Annotated in this window: 18 protein-coding genes; 8 read left to right on the forward strand and 10 right to left on the reverse strand. The window is 69.8% G+C overall.

Annotation, left to right across the window (positions count from 1 at the left end):
* Nucleotides 1–11 precede the first annotated feature (11 nt).
* From Q0599_RS07625 to Q0599_RS07650, 6 genes are all read right to left on the reverse strand, one after another.
* Nucleotides 12–1,742, reverse strand: coding sequence for an IlvD/Edd family dehydratase (locus tag Q0599_RS07625; RefSeq protein ID WP_298827925.1), 1,731 nt, complete (start codon nt 1,740–1,742; stop codon nt 12–14).
* Nucleotides 1,742–2,653, reverse strand: coding sequence for an NAD(P)-dependent oxidoreductase (locus Q0599_RS07630; protein ID WP_298827928.1), 912 nt, complete (start codon nt 2,651–2,653; stop codon nt 1,742–1,744). Before Q0599_RS07630 ends, Q0599_RS07625 begins: the two co-directional genes overlap by 1 nt.
* Before the next feature lie 4 nt (nt 2,654–2,657).
* A complete protein-coding gene (locus Q0599_RS07635) occupies nt 2,658–3,530 on the reverse strand; it encodes a carbohydrate ABC transporter permease (RefSeq protein ID WP_298827930.1) in 873 nt (290 codons plus the stop codon).
* Complete coding sequence (locus Q0599_RS07640; protein WP_298829322.1) at nt 3,527–4,426, reverse strand: carbohydrate ABC transporter permease; 900 nt, start codon at nt 4,424–4,426, stop codon at nt 3,527–3,529. Before Q0599_RS07640 ends, Q0599_RS07635 begins: the two co-directional genes overlap by 4 nt.
* Before the next feature lie 105 nt (nt 4,427–4,531).
* Nucleotides 4,532–5,863 (reverse strand): extracellular solute-binding protein, encoded by a 1,332-nt coding sequence (locus Q0599_RS07645; protein WP_298827933.1) that lies wholly within the window; start codon nt 5,861–5,863, stop codon nt 4,532–4,534.
* Nucleotides 5,864–5,915: 52 nt separating this feature from the next.
* Nucleotides 5,916–6,989, reverse strand: a complete 1,074-nt coding sequence (locus tag Q0599_RS07650; RefSeq protein WP_298827935.1) for an ABC transporter ATP-binding protein — start codon at nt 6,987–6,989, stop codon at nt 5,916–5,918.
* Nucleotides 6,990–7,086: 97 nt separating this feature from the next.
* On the opposite strand from Q0599_RS07650, the gene Q0599_RS07655 reads away from it, so the two are divergent.
* The 5 genes from Q0599_RS07655 to Q0599_RS07675 are packed head-to-tail and all read left to right on the forward strand — an operon-like array spanning nt 7,087 to nt 11,310.
* Entirely contained in the window at nt 7,087–7,836 is a 750-nt protein-coding gene (locus Q0599_RS07655) for a FadR/GntR family transcriptional regulator (RefSeq protein WP_298827936.1), read from the forward strand.
* Nucleotides 7,737–8,747, forward strand: a complete 1,011-nt coding sequence (gene ltnD / locus Q0599_RS07660) for an L-threonate dehydrogenase (protein ID WP_367180928.1) — start codon at nt 7,737–7,739, stop codon at nt 8,745–8,747. Before Q0599_RS07655 ends, ltnD begins: the two co-directional genes overlap by 100 nt.
* Nucleotides 8,748–8,758: 11 nt before the next feature.
* Entirely contained in the window at nt 8,759–9,550 is a 792-nt protein-coding gene (gene otnI / locus Q0599_RS07665) for a 2-oxo-tetronate isomerase (protein ID WP_298827938.1), read from the forward strand.
* 3 nt (nt 9,551–9,553) lie between these two features.
* Nucleotides 9,554–10,561: a D-erythronate dehydrogenase gene (denD, locus tag Q0599_RS07670; RefSeq protein ID WP_298827939.1), complete on the forward strand. Its 1,008-nt coding sequence runs from the start codon at nt 9,554–9,556 to the stop codon at nt 10,559–10,561.
* Complete coding sequence (locus tag Q0599_RS07675; RefSeq protein WP_298827941.1) at nt 10,558–11,310, forward strand: SDR family NAD(P)-dependent oxidoreductase; 753 nt, start codon at nt 10,558–10,560, stop codon at nt 11,308–11,310. The genes denD and Q0599_RS07675 overlap by 4 nt, the downstream gene beginning before the upstream one ends.
* Before the next feature lie 13 nt (nt 11,311–11,323).
* Here Q0599_RS07675 and Q0599_RS07680 read toward each other — a convergent pair whose 3' ends face one another.
* Nucleotides 11,324–12,421 carry an enolase C-terminal domain-like protein gene (locus Q0599_RS07680; protein ID WP_298827944.1) on the reverse strand — a complete coding sequence of 366 codons (1,098 nt, stop codon included), beginning with the start codon at nt 12,419–12,421 and terminating at the stop codon, nt 11,324–11,326.
* Nucleotides 12,422–12,455: 34 nt separating this feature from the next.
* Entirely contained in the window at nt 12,456–12,596 is a 141-nt protein-coding gene (locus tag Q0599_RS07685; RefSeq protein ID WP_298827947.1) for a hypothetical protein, read from the reverse strand.
* 252 nt (nt 12,597–12,848) lie between these two features.
* Here Q0599_RS07685 and Q0599_RS07690 point away from each other — a divergent pair, with 252 nt between their 5' ends.
* Nucleotides 12,849–13,298 (forward strand): DsrE family protein, encoded by a 450-nt coding sequence (locus Q0599_RS07690; protein ID WP_298827950.1) that lies wholly within the window; start codon nt 12,849–12,851, stop codon nt 13,296–13,298.
* A gap of 10 nt (nt 13,299–13,308) precedes the next feature.
* Here Q0599_RS07690 and Q0599_RS07695 read toward each other — a convergent pair whose 3' ends face one another.
* Nucleotides 13,309–14,016, reverse strand: a complete 708-nt coding sequence (locus Q0599_RS07695) for a haloacid dehalogenase type II (protein WP_298827953.1) — start codon at nt 14,014–14,016, stop codon at nt 13,309–13,311.
* 42 nt (nt 14,017–14,058) lie between these two features.
* On the opposite strand from Q0599_RS07695, the gene Q0599_RS07700 reads away from it, so the two are divergent.
* Nucleotides 14,059–14,862 carry an HAD-IIB family hydrolase gene (locus Q0599_RS07700; RefSeq protein WP_298827956.1) on the forward strand — a complete coding sequence of 268 codons (804 nt, stop codon included), beginning with the start codon at nt 14,059–14,061 and terminating at the stop codon, nt 14,860–14,862.
* Nucleotides 14,859–16,010 (forward strand): YbfB/YjiJ family MFS transporter, encoded by a 1,152-nt coding sequence (locus Q0599_RS07705; protein ID WP_298827959.1) that lies wholly within the window; start codon nt 14,859–14,861, stop codon nt 16,008–16,010. The genes Q0599_RS07700 and Q0599_RS07705 overlap by 4 nt, the downstream gene beginning before the upstream one ends.
* 241 nt (nt 16,011–16,251) lie before the next feature.
* Here the strand turns inward: Q0599_RS07705 and Q0599_RS07710 are convergent, their stop codons facing one another.
* Nucleotides 16,252–17,337, reverse strand: a complete 1,086-nt coding sequence (locus Q0599_RS07710; protein ID WP_298827961.1) for a crosslink repair DNA glycosylase YcaQ family protein — start codon at nt 17,335–17,337, stop codon at nt 16,252–16,254.
* Nucleotides 17,338–17,343: the final 6 nt, after the last annotated feature.

The raw sequence follows: 17,343 nt of genomic DNA on the forward strand, positions 1-17,343 counted from the left end.
ACCCGCGGCCGTCAGTGGTTGTCCCGCGGCACGAACGAACCGCGCTTGCCGACCAGGAAGTCCAGGTCCACGCCTTCGTCGGCCTGCAGCACGTGGTCGATGTAGAGCTTCCAGTAGCCGCTCGCGAGCGGCGGCTTCGGCGCTGTCCACGCCGCGCGGCGCTGCGCGAGTTCCTCGTCGCTGACGTGCAGGTGCAGCTTGCGCTTGGGCACGTCGAGTTCGATCAGGTCGCCGTTCCGCACCAGCGCCAGCGGGCCGCCGGCCGCGGCTTCCGGCGCGGTGTGCAGCACCACCGTGCCGTAGGCCGTGCCGCTCATGCGCGCGTCGCTGATGCGCACCATGTCGGTGACGCCCTTGCGCAGCACCTTGGGCGGCAGCGGCATGTTGCCGGTCTCGGCCATGCCGGGATAGCCCTTGGGGCCGCAGTTCTTCAGCACCAGGATGCAGGTCTCGTCGACGTCGAGGTTCTCGTCGTCGATGCGTTGGTGGAAGTCCTCGATGTCCTCGAACACCACGGCGCGGCCGGTGTGCACCATCAACTCGGGCGTCGCCGCGCTGGGCTTGATCACCGCGCCGCGCGGCGCGAGGTTGCCGCGCAGCACCGCGATGCCGGCCTTCTCCTTGAAGGGCGCGGCCATGGTCTTGATGACGGCCGGGTTGTAGTTCTGCGCCGCGGCGACGTTCTCCGCCACTGTCTTGCCGGTGACGGTCACGTGGCCCGTGTGCAGCTTGTCGCCGAGTTCCTTCATCACCGCCGGCAAGCCGCCGGCATAACAGAAGTCCTCCATCAGGAACTCGCCCGAGGGCTGCAGGTTGACGAGGCAGGGCAGCTCGCTGGCGAGGCGGTCGAAGTCGTCGATGGTCAGGTTCACGCCGATGCGCCGCGCGATCGCGACCAGGTGGATCACCGCATTGGTCGAACCGCCGATCGCCGCGAGCGTGCGGATCGCGTTCTCGAAGCCCTCGCGCGTCAGTACCTTGGACAGCAGCTGGTCCTCGTGCACCATCTGCACGATGCGCCGGCCAGCGTCGCGCGCCAGCACGTTGCGGCGGCCGTCCACCGCCGGGTAAGCGGCGTTGCCGGGCAGGCCGACGCCGAGCGCCTCGACCATGCTGGCCATGGTCGAGGCCGTGCCCATGGTCATGCAGTGGCCATGGCTGCGGTGCATGCAGCTCTCGGCCTCGAAGAACTCGGTCAGCTTGAGCGTGCCGGCGCGCACCTGCTCGCTCATGCTCCACACGCCGGTGCCCGAGCCCAGCGTCTGGCCTCGCCACTGGCCGTTGAGCATCGGCCCGCCGGAAACGCCGATGGTCGGCAGGTCGACGCTGGCTGCGCCCATCAGCAGCGAGGGTGTGGTCTTGTCGCAGCCCATCAGCAGCACCACGCCGTCGATCGGGTTGCCGCGGATCGATTCCTCCACGTCCATCGACGCGAGGTTGCGGTAGAGCATCGCGGTGGGGCGCAGCAGGGTCTCGCCGAGCGACATCACCGGGAACTCGAGCGGGAAGCCGCCGGCCTCGTAGACGCCGATCTTCACCTGCTCGGCGAGCGTGCGGAAATGCGAGTTGCAGGGCGTCAGCTCGCTGAAGGTGTTGCAGATGCCGATCACCGGCCGGCCGTCGAACTGGTCGTGCGGCACGCCCTTGCCCTTGACCCAGCTGCGGTAGACGAACCCGTCGCGGTCCTGGCGGCCGAACCACTGCTGCGAGCGCAGCTCGTGCGGCGCCTTCTTCTTCGTCATCACTTGCTCCCGGCGGGTGGCAGCCCGTTCATCCCTGCGATGAAGTCGGCCAGCATGGGCACGAAGCGCTCGCCCTGGCCGGCGGCGTCCATCGCCGCGAACATGTTCTTCACCTGCGGCTGCAGCAGGTTCACCGCACCGGCCTCGTTGGCCATCGCGGCGAGGTAGCGCATGTCCTTGTGGGCGTTGCTGATGGTGAAGCGGTGGGCGTTCTCGTCGCCGGCCAGCGTCCACTGCATGAAGGTGTCGTAGAAGGGACTGCGCATGCGCCCCGAGCCGATCACGGCGTGGAACTGCTCGACCGTCAGCCCGGATCGCCGCGCGATCGCCAGTGCCTCGGAGAACAGCGCCGCGTAGCCCATGGCGATGAAGTTGTTGATCAGCTTCATCTTGTGGCCCAGCCCCACCGGGCCGAGGTGCACCACGTTGCCGGCCCAGGCGCGCAGCACCGGCTCGATGCGCGCGAACACCTCGGGCTCGGCACCGACCATGGTGTCCAGCGTGCCGGCCTCGGCTTCCTTGGGGGTGCGCGACAGCGGCGCGTCGACGAAGTGCACGTCCTTGGCCTTCGCCTCCTCGGCCAGCGACAGCGTGGAGACCGGGTTGGAGGTGGAGCAGTCGATGATCACCGTGCCCGGCTTCGCGCCGGCGAGCAGCCCGTCCGGGCCGCGCATCGTGGCTTCCACCTGCGGCGAGCCGGTCACGCACAGGTGCACGATCTCGCACTGGGAGACCAGTTCGCGCGGCGTGGCGGCCTCGCGGGCGCCGAGCGACTTGAGGTGCTCCACCGGCTCGCGCTTGCGGTGCCCCAACAGCACCAGCGGCCAGCCCTTGGTGACCAGGTTCTTCGCCATGCCGTGGCCCATCAGGCCCACGCCGATGAAGCCGACGGTCGGCTTGCGGTCGTTCATCGCTTCACTCCTTGACGGAACCGGTCATGCCCGAGACGTAGTGCTCGACGAAGAACGAATAGACGAAGGCCACGGGCAGCGAGCCGAGCAGGGCGCCGGCCATCAGCGATCCCCAGTGGTAGACGTCGCCCTCGACCAGTTCCGTCACCACGCCCACCGGCACGGTCTTGTTCTCCGACGACGAGACGAAGGTCAGCGCGTAGATGAACTCGTTCCAGCTGAGCGTGAAGGCGAAGATGCCCGCCGAGATCAGCCCCGGCACGGCCAGCGGCAGGATGATCTTGACGAGGATCTGCCAGCGGCTCGCGCCGTCGATCAGCGCGCATTCCTCCAGCTCGAACGGGATGGAGCGGAAGTAGCCCATCAGCAGCCAGGTGCAGAAGGGGATGAGGAAGGTGGGATAGGCGATGATCAGCGCCAGCTTGGTGTCGAACAGGCCGAGCTGGAAGATCACCGCCGACAGCGGGATGAAGAGGATGGACGGCGGCACCAGGTAGGCGAGGAAGATCGCGCCGCCCACCGGCTTGCTGCCGGAGAAGCGCAGCCGCTCGATCGCGTAGGCCGCCAGCACCGACGCCACGATCGAGACGAAGGTCGACACCACCGACACCAGCACCGTGTTCCACAGCCATTCGGGGTAGGGCGTGTCGAAGATCAGCTTCTTGAAGTGAGCCAGCGTCGGCTCGATGACCCAGAAGGGGTTGCCTTCGCGCGAGAGCAGTTCCTCGTTCGGCTTGAACGAGGTGATCACCATCCAGTAGAAGGGAAACAGCAGCACGAAGACGAAGATGCCGATCGGGATGTAGGTCGTCACCCAGCGCCGCGGCAGCGACTGCAGGTAGTCCATGCCCACCACGTCGTCGTTGGGCTGGCTCACTTGTCACCTCCTTGTTGCCAGGCCCGGCGCTGCAGCCCGAAGTAGCTGAACATCACCGCCGCCAGCAGGAACGGCACCATCAGCGTGGCCAGCGCCGCGCCCTCGCCGAGCGAGCCGCCTGGGATGCCGCGCTGGAAGGCCAGCGTGGCCATCAGGTGGGTGGCGTTGAGCGGGCCGCCGCGCGTCAGCACGTAGATCAGTTGGAAGTCGGTGAAGGTGAAGAGCACCGAGAAGGTCATCACCACCGCAATGATGGGCGTGAGCAGCGGCAGCGTGACGTGGCGGAACTGCTGCCAGGGCGTGGCGCCGTCGATCGCCGACGCCTCGTAGTACGACGGCGAGATGGTCTGCAATCCGGCCAGCAGCGAGATCGCCACGAAGGGCACGCCGCGCCAGACGTTGGCGGCGATGGTCGACAGGCGCGCGTTCCAGGGGTCGCCGAGGAAGTCGATGTAGCGGTCGATCCAGCCGAGCTGGGTGAGCACCCAGGAGAACACCGAGAACTGCGCGTCGTACAGCCACCAGAAGGCGATCGCCGACAGCGCCGTGGGCACGATCCACGGCAGCAGCACCACCGCACGGAAGAAGCTCTTGAACGGCAGGTTCTTGTTCAGCAGCAGCGCCAGCCACAGCCCGAGAACGAACTTCAGGACGCTGGCCACCACCGTGTAGAAAAGGGTGTTGAACAGCGCCAGCTGCGTGACGCTGTCGCCCACCAGGTACTGGAAGTTCTCCAGCCCCACCCACTCGCCGGGCCGCCCGATCTTGGCGTCGGTGAAGCCCAGCCAGGTGCCCAGGCCGAGCGGGTAGGCCAGCAGGCCGATCAGCAGCACCGCTGCCGGCAGCATGAAGGCCCAGCCCAGCGCGTTGGGGTTGTTCTGAAATTTCTCGAGCAATCGCATGGGTCGGCCTTGCCAAGCAGTCGCCGCGGGACCGGCTTGGCCGGACCGCTGGCGGCGCCCCTGGGGGGAGCGCCGCAGGCGCTACGGGGGAGTTGTCACTCAGAGCTTGTAGTACCGCTTGGCGCGCGCCTCGGCGCGCTCCGCGGCTTCCTTCGGCGTCTTCGAGCCGCTGGAGGCCTCGGCCACCATGTCGAGCACGATGTAGTCGGCCATCGCCGCCGCCGAGGCATAGCCCAGCGGGCCTTCGTGACCATGGTCGAGCATGATCGAGCCGCCGTCGCGGTAGGCCGTGTGCTTCGGGTCCACGGTCCAGATGGGGTTCTTCTCGTAGGCCTTCAGCGGCTGCGACACGTAGCCGATCGCCGACTCCATCCACGGGTTGTACTGCTCGCCTTCCATCAGGAAGCGCACCAGTTCCTTGGCCGCCTGCGGGTACTTGGTGTGCTTGAAGGTCATGAACTGGGTGATCTGCATCAGCTCGGTGGGCTTGCCCACCGGACCGATCGGGAAGCGCGCGTGCTGGATGTCGGCCACCATCTCCTTGACCTTGTCGTCCTTGGAGTTCTTCGCCGCGTAGTAGACGGAGATGCCGTTGGCCGTCAGCGAGACCTGGCTGTCGAGGAAGGCCTTGTTGTTGTTCGGATCCTGCCACGACAGCGTGCCGGGCACGAAGGTGTCGTAGAGCTGCTTGGCGTACTCCAGCGCGGCGATCGTCTCCGGCGAGTTGACGACCACGTTGCCGGCCTTGTCGACCAGCTTGCCGCCGTGCGACCACAGCAGCCAGTGCACCCAGTTGTTGCCGTCGCCCACCGCCTTGCCCAGCGCGAAGCCGGCCGGCGTGCCCTTGGCCTTCATCGCCTGGCACAGCTTGAGGAAGCCTGCGGTGTCCTTCGGAATGCCGTCGAAGCCGGCGGCCTTGACGTGGCTGTCGCGGTAGACGATCGCGTTCCCGACGATGCCCCACGGAATCGAGATCCACTTGGTGGTGCCGTTGCGCTGGCCGTATTTCTTGCAGACGTCGTACCAGCCGCCGTACTTCTTGCCGAGGTAGTCGGCCAGGTCGGTCATGTCGAGCAGCTTGTCCGGGTACTGATGCGGGTCGTCGAACCAGCCGATGATGATGTCGGGGCCGCTGCCGATGTTGGCCGCCACCGCCGCCTTCGGGCGCACGTCCTCCCAGCCCTCGTTGTCGACGCGCACCTCGATGCCGGTCTTGTCGGTGAACTTCTTGATGTTCGCCATGAACGCATCCTCGTCGCCCTGCACGAAGCGCTTCCAGCGCAGCAGGCGCAGCTTGGCGCCCTTCTCGGGCTTGTAGGCGAGGGACTGCGCCTGTGCGAACGGCGTCCACAGCGTGCCGGCGCCGAACGTCGCGGCGGCGGCGACTCCGGCGGAACTCTCGAGAAACTGGCGGCGGTTCTTGTCTTGCATGCTTGTCTCCAGGGGTGGTTGTCGCGGGACCGGCCCGCTTCGGAAGGAAGCCTCAGGCCGCGAGCCGTCGGCCAGACTGCGCATCGAACAGGTGGGCCCGCGCCGCATCGGGCAGCAGATGGATGGTGTGGCCGGGCGCGAAGGCGTGGCGCTCGCGGAACACCACCGACAACTCGCTACCGTGGTGGCGGCAGGAGATGAAGGTGTCGGCGCCGGTGGGCTCGACCACCACCACCTGGGTGGGGATGCCGCCGCCCTCGGCGAGCGAGAGGTGCTCCGGCCGCGTGCCGAAGATCACCGGCTGGCCGTCGCTGCCGGCCGCATCCTGCGGCGCCGGCAGCTTCGTGCCGTCGGCGAGCTCGACGCTGGCGCCGCCGCCGCTGCGACGCAGCGTGCCGGGCAGGAAGTTCATCGCCGGCGAGCCGATGAAGCCGGCCACGAAGGTGTTCGCCGGCCGGTCGTACAGCTCCAGCGGGCTGCCAGTCTGCTCGATGCGGCCGTCGCGCATGACGACGATCTGGTCGCCCATGGTCATGGCCTCGATCTGGTCGTGGGTGACGTAGATGGAGGTGGTCTTCAGGCGCTGGTGCAGCTCCTTCAGCTCGGTGCGCATCGCCACGCGCAGCTTGGCGTCGAGATTGGACAGCGGCTCGTCGTAGAGGAACACCTGCGGGTCGCGCACGATCGCACGCCCCATCGCCACGCGCTGCCGCTGGCCGCCGGAAAGCTGGCGCGGGTAGCGGTCGAGCAGCTGCGTCAGGCCGAGGATCTCCGCGGCACGGCCGACCTTCTGGTCGATGGTGGACTTGTCGTTCTTCGCCAGCATCAGCGAGAAGGCCATGTTGTCGCGCACCGTCATGTGCGGGTACAGCGCGTAGTTCTGGAACACCATCGCGATGTCGCGCTGCTTCGGCGGCACGTCGTTGACGCGCCTGTCGCCGATGAGGATGTCGCCGCCGCTGACGTGTTCGAGGCCGGCGATCATGCGCAGCAGCGTCGACTTGCCGCAGCCCGAAGGCCCGACCAGCACGGTGAACGAACCGTCGGGAATGGCGATGTCGACGCCGTGCAGGATCTCGACGTCGCCGAAGCGCTTCTTCGCCGCCTGGATGGTCACGCTGGCCATGCCTGTTGTCCCCGTTGTTTGCCGTTGCTCTCCGGCCAAGTTGTATGATAACCTGATCATCATGTCAATCGGCCCCGCCCCGACCCTGGTTTCCCCGATGAGCGGGACTGGCCGTCTGGTGGCCGAGCGGCTGTCGGACCGGCTGGCTGCACTGCTTGCCGCGCAGTTGGAGGGTGGCGCGCTGCGCCCCGGCGACCGCCTGCCCAGCGAGCAGCAGCTTGCCGAGTCGCACGGCGTGTCGCGCACCGTGGTGCGCGAGGCGGTGCACCAACTCAAGTCGCGCGGCCTGCTCACCTCGCGCCAGGGCTCGGGCGTGTTCGTCACTTCGCCGGCCGTCAACCGGCCGCTCGCCTTCGATCCGTCCGTGCTCGAATCGGTGGGCGCCGTGGTGCACGTCGTCGAGGTGCGACGCGTCCTCGAGGGCGAGATCGCCGCGCTGGCCGCACAGCGCGCCACCCGCGCGCAGGTGGCCGGCCTGAGGCGTGCGCTCGCCGAGATCGACCGCGCCGAGGCCGAGGGACGCGATGGCGTCGCCGAGGACCTGGCCTTCCACCGTGCCATCGGCGAGGCCACCGGCAACCCGCAGTTCGGCCGCCTGCTCGGCTTCCTCGAGCAGTACCTGCGCGAGGGCATGCGCATCACGCGCGGCAACGAGGCACGGCGCAAGGACTTCATGCAGCAGGTGCGCGACGAGCACCACGCCATCGTCGACGCGATCGCCAAGCGCGACGCGGCCGCGGCCAGGCGCTGCGCCACGCAGCACATCCTGCACGGCGAGCGGAGGCTGGAGCTCGGCGGCGTGCTGCCGCGCAGCACGCGCAAGCCGTCTCGAGGAGGACGCAAATGAGCAAGGACAAGGCGCTGGGCGTGATCGGTCTCGGCTCGATGGGCTACGGCGCCGCGGTGTCGGCGATGCAGCGCGGCGTGGCCACCTGGGGCCTCGACACCGGCGAGGCGGCGCGCGCACGCTTTGCCGCCGCAGGCGGGCAGCTTGCGGCATCGCTGCAGGACCTCGCCGCGCGCTGCGACGTGGTGCAGCTGCTCGTCGTCAACGCGGCGCAGACGGAGGGCCTGCTGTTCGGCGCGAACGGCGTGCCGGGCCTGGACACCTTGCTGCGCCCCGGCTCGGTGGTGATCGCATCGGCGACCGTCGATCCGGCGCTGCCGCCGCAGTGGGAGGCGAAGCTTGCCGAGCGTGGCCTGCACCTGATCGACGGCCCGGTGTCGGGCGGCGCGAAGAAGGCCGCCGAGGGCCAGATGACGGTGATGGCCTCTGGCCGGCCCGAGGCCTTCGAGGCTGCTGGCACGGTGCTCGACGCCATCGCCGGAAAGATCTATCGCCTCGGTGACCGGGCCGGCGTCGGCTCGACGGTGAAGATGGTCAACCAGCACCTCGCCGGCGTGCACATCGCCAGCGCCTGTGAGGCGATGGCGCTGGGCATGCGCGCCGGCGCCGATCCGGCGCAGCTCTACGAGGTGATCTGCAATTCGGCGGGCATGAGCTGGATGTTCCAGAACCGCGTGCCGCACATCCTGGAGGGCGACTACACGCCGCTGTCCAGCGTGAACATCTTCGTCAAGGACCTCGGCATCGTGCTCGACGCCGCGCGCAAGCTTGCCTTCCCGCTGCCGCTGGCCGCGGCCGCGCACCAGCTCTACCTGGCCACTGCGGCGGCCGGCCACGGCAACGAGGACGACGCCGCGGTGGTGAAGTTCTACGCCGAGCTCGCCGGCCTCGAGCTGCCCGGCAGGTCCTGAGGAGCACCGCCATGCCGCGCTTTGCCGCGAACCTGTCGATGATGTACGGCGAGCATGCCTTCCTCGACCGCTTCGCGGCCGCGGCGGCGGATGGCTTCGACGCCGTCGAGTACCTGTTCCCCTACGACTTCCCTGCCGCCGAGATCGCCGCGCGGCTCGCCGGCGAAGGCCTGAGTCAGGCGCTGTTCAACGCACCGCCCGGCGACTGGGCGTCCGGTGAGCGCGGGCTGGCCTGTCTGCCCGGCCGCGGCGGGGATTTCCGCAGCGGCGTCCTGAAGGCGATCGAGTACGCGCGGGCCTTGCGCTGCCCGCGCATCCACCTGATGGCCGGCCTGCTGCCCAAGGGGCACGACCGCGCCTCGCTGCGCGATACCTATGTCGAGAACCTCGCCTGGGCAGCCGAGCAGGAGCGCGGTATCGACTTCCTCGTCGAGCCGATCAACACACGCGACATCCCCGGCTTCTTCCTCAACCGGCAGGACCATGCGCACGAGATCGTGCAGCTCGTTGCCGCGCCGAACCTCAAGGTGCAGATGGACCTGTACCACTGCCAGATCGTCGAGGGCGACCTGGCCATGAAGCTCAGGCAGTACCTGCCCACCGGGCGCGTCGGCCACATCCAGATTGCCGGCGTGCCCGAGCGCCACGAGCCCGACGTGGGCGAGTTGAACCACCCCTATCTCTTCGAGCTGATCGACTCGCTGGGCTATGCCGGCGTGATCGGCGCCGAGTACCGCCCGCGCGCCGGCACGTCCGCCGGGCTGACCTGGTTCCAACCCTACAGACCCCAGAAGGATCGATAGACGATGAAGCTGCTCATCACCGGCGGCGCCGGTTTTGTCGGAGCGCGCCTGGCGCGCACCTTGCTCGCGCGCGGCTCGCTGGCCGGCAAGAAGATCGAGCAGGTGGTGCTGGCCGACCAGTTCGCGCCGCCGGCCGACCTGGTGGCCGATGCGCGCGTCGCTGCGCGCACCGGCGCGCTGCTGTCGCAATGCGCCGCGCTCGCCGAAGAAGGCTTCGATGGCGTGTTCCACCTGGCCTCGGCGGTGTCGGGCGAGTGCGAGCTCGACTTCGAGCTCGGACTGCGCAGCAACCTCGATACCACGCGCGCGCTGCTCGACGGCTTTCGCCTCACCGGCAAGGCGCCGAGGTTCGTGTTCAGCAGCTCGGTCGCGGTGTTCGGCCCCGATCCCGCCGTGCCGCTGCCGCCCATCGTCACCGACACCACGCTTCCCGCGCCGCAGACCTCCTACGGCACGCAGAAGCTGATCTGCGAGCATCTTGTCGCGGACTACACGCGCAAGGGCTACATCGACGGCCGCAGCGCGCGGCTGATGACGGTGACGGTGCGCCCGGGCAGGCCCAATGCCGCGGCGTCGTCCTTCTTCAGCGGCATCATCCGCGAGCCGCTGGCCGGCGAGGAAGCGATCTGTCCGGTGTCGCCCGAGGTCTCGCACCCGGTGTCGTCTCCGGGGCGCACGGTGGACGCGCTGATCGCCATCTACGAGGCCAGCCGCGAGGCCTTCAACGGCCGTACCGCGATGAACCTGCCGGCACTGAACGTGAAGGTCGGCGAGATGCTCGAGGCGCTCGAGCAGGTTGCCGGCAAGGCGGTGCGCTCGCGCGTGCGCTTCGAGCGCGACGAGCGCATCGCCGGCATCGTTGCCAACTGGCCGACCGGGGCCAGTGCGGCACGCGCCGCGGCGCTGGGCCTGCAGCCCGACAGCTCGTTCGCCGACATCATCCGCCAGTACATCGCCGACTGCGAGCAGGGCCCGAACGCCGCGCAGGCGCTGAAGGGGCTGGCGCGATGAACCAGCTCGACCTCAACGGCCGCGTCGCCGTCATCACCGGCGGCGCGCAGGGCATCGGCTACGCCACCGCCGAGCGCATGCTGCTGTCCGGCGCCGGCGTGGTGCTGTGGGACATCGACGCCAAGGCGCTTGCCGCGGCGAAGGAGGCGCTGTCCTCGCTCGGTGCGGTGGATGCCGCCACGGTGGAGCTCACCGATGCCGACGCGGTGCTCGCCGCCACCGGCGAGACGGTGCGCCGGCACGGCCGCATCGACATCCTCGTCAACAACGCCGGCATCACCGGCGGCAACGCCACCACCTGGGAGCTGCAGCCCGAGGTGTGGCGCCGCGTCATCGAGGTGAACCTGGTCGCGCCGTACCTCACCTGCCGCGCGGTGGTGCCGCAGATGCTGCAACGCGGCTACGGCCGCATCGTCAACATCGCCTCGGTGGCGGGCAAGGAAGGCAACCCCAACGCCTCGCACTACAGTGCGTCGAAGGCCGGCCTGATCGCGCTGACCAAGTCGCTGGCCAAGGAACTGGCCACGCAGGGCGTGCTCGTCAACGCGGTGTCGCCGGCGGCGGCGAAGACCGCGATCTTCGACCAGATGTCGCAGCAGCACATCGACTTCATGCTGTCGAAGATCCCGATGGGCCGCTTCGTTCAGGTGCAGGAGATCGCCGCGCTGATCGGCTGGCTGTCCTCGGAGGACTGCTCGTTCTCCACCGGCGCGGTGTTCGACATCTCGGGCGGGCGGGCGACCTACTGAGCGTCACTGCGGCTCACGCCAGCCGGTAGCGTTCGACCGCCGCCTCGTCCCAGGCGACGCCGCTGCCGGGCGCTTCGCCGGGCAGTGCGTGGCCGTTCTCGATCTTCAGCGGCTCGCGCAGGACCGGCTCGGCCCAGTCGACGTACTCCAGCCAGTGGCAGGTCGGCGAGGCGGCGAGCAGGTGCGCGCTGACCTCGGGGAAGAGGTGGCTGGAGATCGGCATCCCCGCCGCGTCGGCGATCGCCGCGGCGCGCTGCCAGCCGGTCACGCCGCCGATCTTCATCGCGTCGGGCATGCCGAGGTCGGAGCCGCCGGCGGCGACGCAGCGCGCCATGTCGTGCGGTCCCCACCAGTTCTCACCCATCTGGATGCGCAGCCGCGTGCGCCGCCGTATCTCGGCGTGGCCGGCATGGTCGTCGGCCAGCGTCGGCTCCTCGATCCATGCCAGTCCCTCTCCGGCGAGCACGTCGAGGCGGTGCACCGCCTCGGCGACGGACAGGCCCTGGTTGTAGTCGGACATCAACGTGATGCCATCCCCCACCGCGCCGCGCACGGCGCGCACCACCGCGAGGTCGGTGGCGGCATCGTCGTAGCCCAGGCGCAGCTTGATGGCGGCGAAGCCGGGCGCGACCAGTTCCCGCGCCTCGGCCGCGGCGCGCTCGGCGCCGATGATGCCCAGGCCGTTGCTGTTGTAGGCGGGCACCGGGCGCGGCGTGCCGCCGAGCAGGCGCACCAGCGGCAGCGCGTGTGCGCGCGCCAGCGCGTCCCAGGCGGCCATGTCGACGCCGGCCAGCGCCATCGCCACCGGGCCCTTCGCGCCGAGCAGGCGGAACTGGCGCTGCAGCTGGCGGTCGAGGTCCAGCGGAGCGACGGCCTGGCCTCGGAGCAGCGGCTCCAGATTGGCCAGCATCTGCAGCACCGGTTGCAGCACCAGCGGGGTGTAGCAGAACAGGTAGGTCGAGCCGGTCACACCCTGGTCGGTGTGCAGGTCGATCAGCGCCAGCGGCGCGGTGCCCACGGTGCCGCCGCGTGTGGCCAGCGGCCGGCGCATCGGCACGTTGACGCCGCGCACGCGCAGGCCGGTGATGTGGAGGCGTGGGTGTGTGCTCATGGCGGGCTCCCGCGAGTGTCCAGCCTTGCGGCTCTCAGGTCCCAAAGGCCTCGCCATGCTGCCACCAGGCCAGCAGCGCGATCGATGTCAGCCTTGATTCCAGGCACTCTTCCAGCGCATCGACCAGCGCCTTCGGCCTGCAATGCGAGGCCCGTCGGGCGTTTTCGGCGAGCATAGGTGCGGTCCGGCCGCTTGACCAGCCTGATCGTCGCCAAGTCCACGGCGAGCGGGGCCACCGCCGTGTCGTGGCGGCGCAGGACCCGCCGCGCCCACCGGCTGGCGGGGCTCGGAGGACGGCGCCTTCTCCAGCGGCACGGCGCTCGACATCCCGGACAGGCGCACCGGGTACTAGTCCCAGTCCTGCGCAGCCGTTGTCTGTGCAAAATACCCTGGGGTGCATCCGAGAGACACCGAGAGGAGACAAGCAATGGGACGTTTCGTGGGGAAGTGGCTGGCGATGCTGGCCGTCATCATGGCGCTCGGCGGTTGTGCCGGGATGCAAGGCCAGGGCGCCAGCGCAGCCGGGGCCGGCGCCAAGCCTGGCGTCGTGATCCAGGTCAGCGATGGCGACCCGAAGACCTGGAATCAGGCGCTCAATGTCGTGCGCAACATCCAGAACGAGTACGGCATGGACAAGGTCAATGTCGAGCTCGTCGTGTTCGGCAACGGCATCGGCCTGCTCGAGAAGTCTTCGCCGCATGCGTCGCGCATCAGCGAGACCTCGCTGACCGGCGCGAAGGTGCTGATGTGCGAGAACACCATGACCGGGCGCAAGAAGACGCGCGACGACATGTTGCCCGACATCGGCTACGTGAAGGCGGGCGTGGTGGAAATCATCGAGAAGCAGAAGCTCGGCTGGTCCGTCGTGCGGCCCTGAGCGATCCGGCTCAGCGGCATTGCAGCCGCTCGGCCAGGTCCAGCAGGCCGTCGGCGGAGACATCCACGGGCACGCTCGCGGCGGACTCGCCGATGCCGGGGCCGTGCTCGTCGGGCCGCGCAATGAAGGCGGTGCGCAACCCCGCGCCCGCGGCCGCGGCCAGGTCCGATGAATGCGCGGCCACCATCATCGCCTCGTGCGGCGCGCAGTCGAAGGCGTCGGCCGCCGTGAGGTAGACGATGGGCTTGGGCTTGTAGTCGCGCGCCAGCTCGGCGCCGGTGATCGCGTCCCAGTGCCAGTCGTGGCGCCGGGCGAGGTCGGCCATCAGCGAGATGTTGCCGTTCGAGCAGGGCGCCAGGCGATACTTCAGGCGAAGCCGTGCGAGGCCGGGCGTCACGTCGGGCCAGGCCTCGAGCCGGTGCCAGGCGTGGTTGAGGTGCCGTCGCGTCGGCTCGTCGACGTGGTCGAGGCCGAACGCCTGGAGCACGATGTCGAGGTTGCGCCGGTGCAGCACGTCGAGCTTGCAGAACGGAATGCGGCCGCTGCGCACCTCCTCCATCGCGCCCTGGTACTCGGCGCGCCAGGCGGTCGCGAAGGCCGCACCGTCCACCGCCATGCCGCGCGCGGCCAGCAGGCCGTGCACCTCGCGGGCGATCGAGCCGTGCCAGTCGGTCAGTGTGCCGAACACATCGAAGAGGAGCAGCTTCACTTCGTTCATGGCCGCAGCATAGCGCCGCGCCGCCATGCGAGACTCGCGGCCATGCCCGAGACGCCCAGGCCCTTTGCGCATTGCCCGGATTCCCTGCTCGCCGGCGTGGCGGGCGTGCTCACCGACATCGACGACACGCTCACCCACGAAGGCGCGATCGAGCCCGAGGCGCTGGACGCGCTCGCCGCGCTGCATGCCGCAGGGATCCCCGTCATCGCCGTCACCGGCCGCCCGATGGGCTGGAGCGAGCCGTTCGCGCAGGCCTGGCCGATCGCGGCCATCGTGGCCGAGAACGGCGCGGTGGCGCTGTTCGCGCAGGGCAAGGTGCTGCACGTCGAGTACGCGCAGGACGACGCCACGCGCAGCCACCACGCGAAGCGCCTCACCGAAGTCGCGCAGCGCGTGGTGCGCGAGGTTCCCGGCGCCACGCTCTCACGCGACAGCGCCGGCCGCGTCACCGACATCGCCGTCGATCACAGCGAGTTCGCGCACCTGGACGAGGCTGCCGTTGCGCGCGTGGTCGCGCTGATGAAGTCCGAGGGCATGAACGCCACCGTCAGCTCCATCCACGTCAACGGCTGGTTCGGCGAGCACGACAAGTGGAGCGGTGCACGCTGGATCGTTCGCCGCTTGCTCGACCGCGACGTGGCGGCCGAACGCGATCGCTGGATCTACGTCGGCGATTCCACCAACGACCAGCTGATGTTCGAGCACTTTCCGCTCAGCGTCGGTGTGGCCAACCTGATGCGCTTCGCCGCGCAGTTGCACACCTGGCCGGCGTGGATCACCCGGGAAGAGCGCGGCCGCGGCTTCGCCGAAGTCGCGACGCGGCTGCTGGCGGCGCGCGGCCGATGACCGAGCGGCGGATCTTCGTCACGGCATTCGCGCTCGCCATGGGCGCGGCCGTCTCGCTCGGGCTGGCGCGCTTTTCCTACGCGCTGCTCTTGCCGCCGATGCGGTCCGACCTTGGCTGGAGCTACTTCACTGCCGGCGCAATGAACACCGTCAACGCCGTGGGCTACCTTGCCGGCGCGCTGCTGCTGCCGCGGGCGCTGGGTCGGCTCGAGGCGCGCACGGTGTTCCTCGCCGGCGGCTGGGGCGCGGCAGCGCTGCTCGCGCTGCACGGCCTGGTGCGCGACGATGCGCTGCTGTACGTGCTGCGCGGGCTGACCGGAGTGGTCAGCGCGATCAGCTTCGCCAGTGGCGGGCTGCTCGCGGCGTGGCTCGGCCAGGCGCCGGGCGCGAAGCCCTCGCTGGTGCTCGGCCTGTACTACGGTGGCACGGGGCTGGGAATTGTCGCCTCCGCGCTGGTCGTGCCGCCGCTGCCCTGGCCGTCCGCCTGGCAGGGCCTGGCGCTGGCCGCGCTCGCGGCCACGCTGGTGATGGCCTGGGGCACCAAGCCGCTGGCAGCCGCGCCCGCAGCACCGCCGGCGCGCGGCGAGGGCTTCCGAGCGCGCGACTTCGCCTTCGGCCTGGCCGGCTACCTGATGTTCGGCCTCGGCTACATCGGCTACATGACCTTCATCGTCACGCTGCTGAAAGAGCAGGGCGCTTCCGCCGGCACGGTGGTGGCGTTCTACATCCTGCTCGGCACGGGCGTGATCGCCTCGTCGTGGCTGTGGGCGCCGCTGCTGCAGCGCTACCGCGGTGGCCAGCCGCTGGCCCTCCTCAACGCCCTGCTGGCACTGGCCACGCTGCTGCCCGTGCTCAGCGCGCATCCGCTCGCGGCCTTTGCATCCGGCGCGCTGTTCGGCGCGGTGCTCCTCTCGCTGGTGGCCTCCACCACCGCCCTGGTGCGGCACAACCTGCCGCCGGCCGCCTGGCCGGCGGGCATCGCGGCCTTCACCAGCATCTTCGCGGCCGGGCAGATCGTCGGGCCCATTCTGGTCGGCTGGGTGGCCGACGGCGCCGGCGGCCTGCTGCGCGGACTGGCGATCTCGGCCCTGCTGCTGGCGGTGGGCGCCGCGCTGGCGGCGCTGCAGAAGCCGCTGACGCTGCACTGACGGGTCGATCCCTACAACTCCCTTCTACGGCCTGCGACCCGCGCCGGGGAGCGGAACCTGGAGCGCTTGCGGCTTGGTCTGGGGGCGATCGTTCTGGCGACGGTGGGTGCTGGTGGGCGGCGGCGGAGGCGGCGGAAACGATGCCACCCCGGCGTCCAGTGGCGCGTCCAGCCTCCGCGCTGCGGCGCGTGGAATCGAGCGCCCCGGCAGGGGCACGGTTGAGGTCGGCCGGCAGCGAGCGTCAGTCCGGCGTGCTGGCGAGGAAGGCTCGCAGCCGCTCGATCTCCGCGTCCAGCTCGCGGCGGAAGGCGGCCTCGCGCGGTGCCTTTCCACCGACGTAGCCGAAGCGCAGGTCGAGCGTGCCGCCGACGTTGACCGCGTTGGCCCAGCCGAGTACGCGGTCGCGCCACAGCAGCGGCAGCGCGTAGTAGCCGAACTGGCGCCGCGCCGGCGGGGTGTACGCCTCGAAGCGGTAGGCCCAGTCCCAGAACAGCTCGAAGCGCCGCCGGTCCCACACCAGCGGGTCGAAGGGCGCGAGCAGGCGTACGCACTCCTCGGGATCGCGACTCCGCAGCCGTTCGCCTGCCGGCCAGTACCAATCGACGCCTTCGATGCGTGCGTGCGCCAGACGCTGCTTCGCACGCGCCATCGCCGCCGCGCGTTGGCCGCGCCATTGCGGCACGCCGCCGCACAGATGACTGAGCAACTGCCCCAGTGTCGGGGCAGGCAGCGGTGCGTACTTGGCGACGACGACGTCGATCAGCGCGTCGTGGGCCGCGCGCGGATCCTCGGGCGCCGGCATCGCGTCGCGCTCTGCGTAGAGGCGGATGCCGCCTTCGCGCCTCGCCACGCGCAGCAGGCCGCGGTAGTGCATGCCGTCGAGCAGCTGCGTGCTCGCGTTCGAGGAGCCGCCGAACCAGTTGATCGTCTTGCCGTGCGCGAATTCGGCGTCGACCTCCCTCGGATGCACCACGCCGCGATCGCGCACGAACTCGAGCACCGCGTGCGCCTGCTTCCAGCGTGCCTTCGTCCACACCGCGCGCGGCGTGCGCGGATGCATCAGGTGGTGCAGGGGGCGCGTCACGAAGCCGTAGTTGACGAAGTAGTCCTCCTCGACCGCGAGCTTCGGGTAGCGGCGCTCGAGCTCGCCGGCGCGGTAGTCGGCGACGCGCTGGCGCAGCATCAAGTCCTGCGCGCGCGCCGGCGCGCGGATCGGGTCGGCCTGCACGAAGCCGAGCCTCGCGATGGCGCGCGGCAGCGTGGTCGGCGCGAAGAAGGTACGCGCGATGGCATGGCGGCGCAGCGCGTCCAGCGTGGTCTTGGGCATGTCCCG

The organism is uncultured Piscinibacter sp., assembly GCF_937952055.1.
Classification (GTDB): Bacteria; Pseudomonadota; Gammaproteobacteria; order Burkholderiales; family Burkholderiaceae_C; genus Piscinibacter.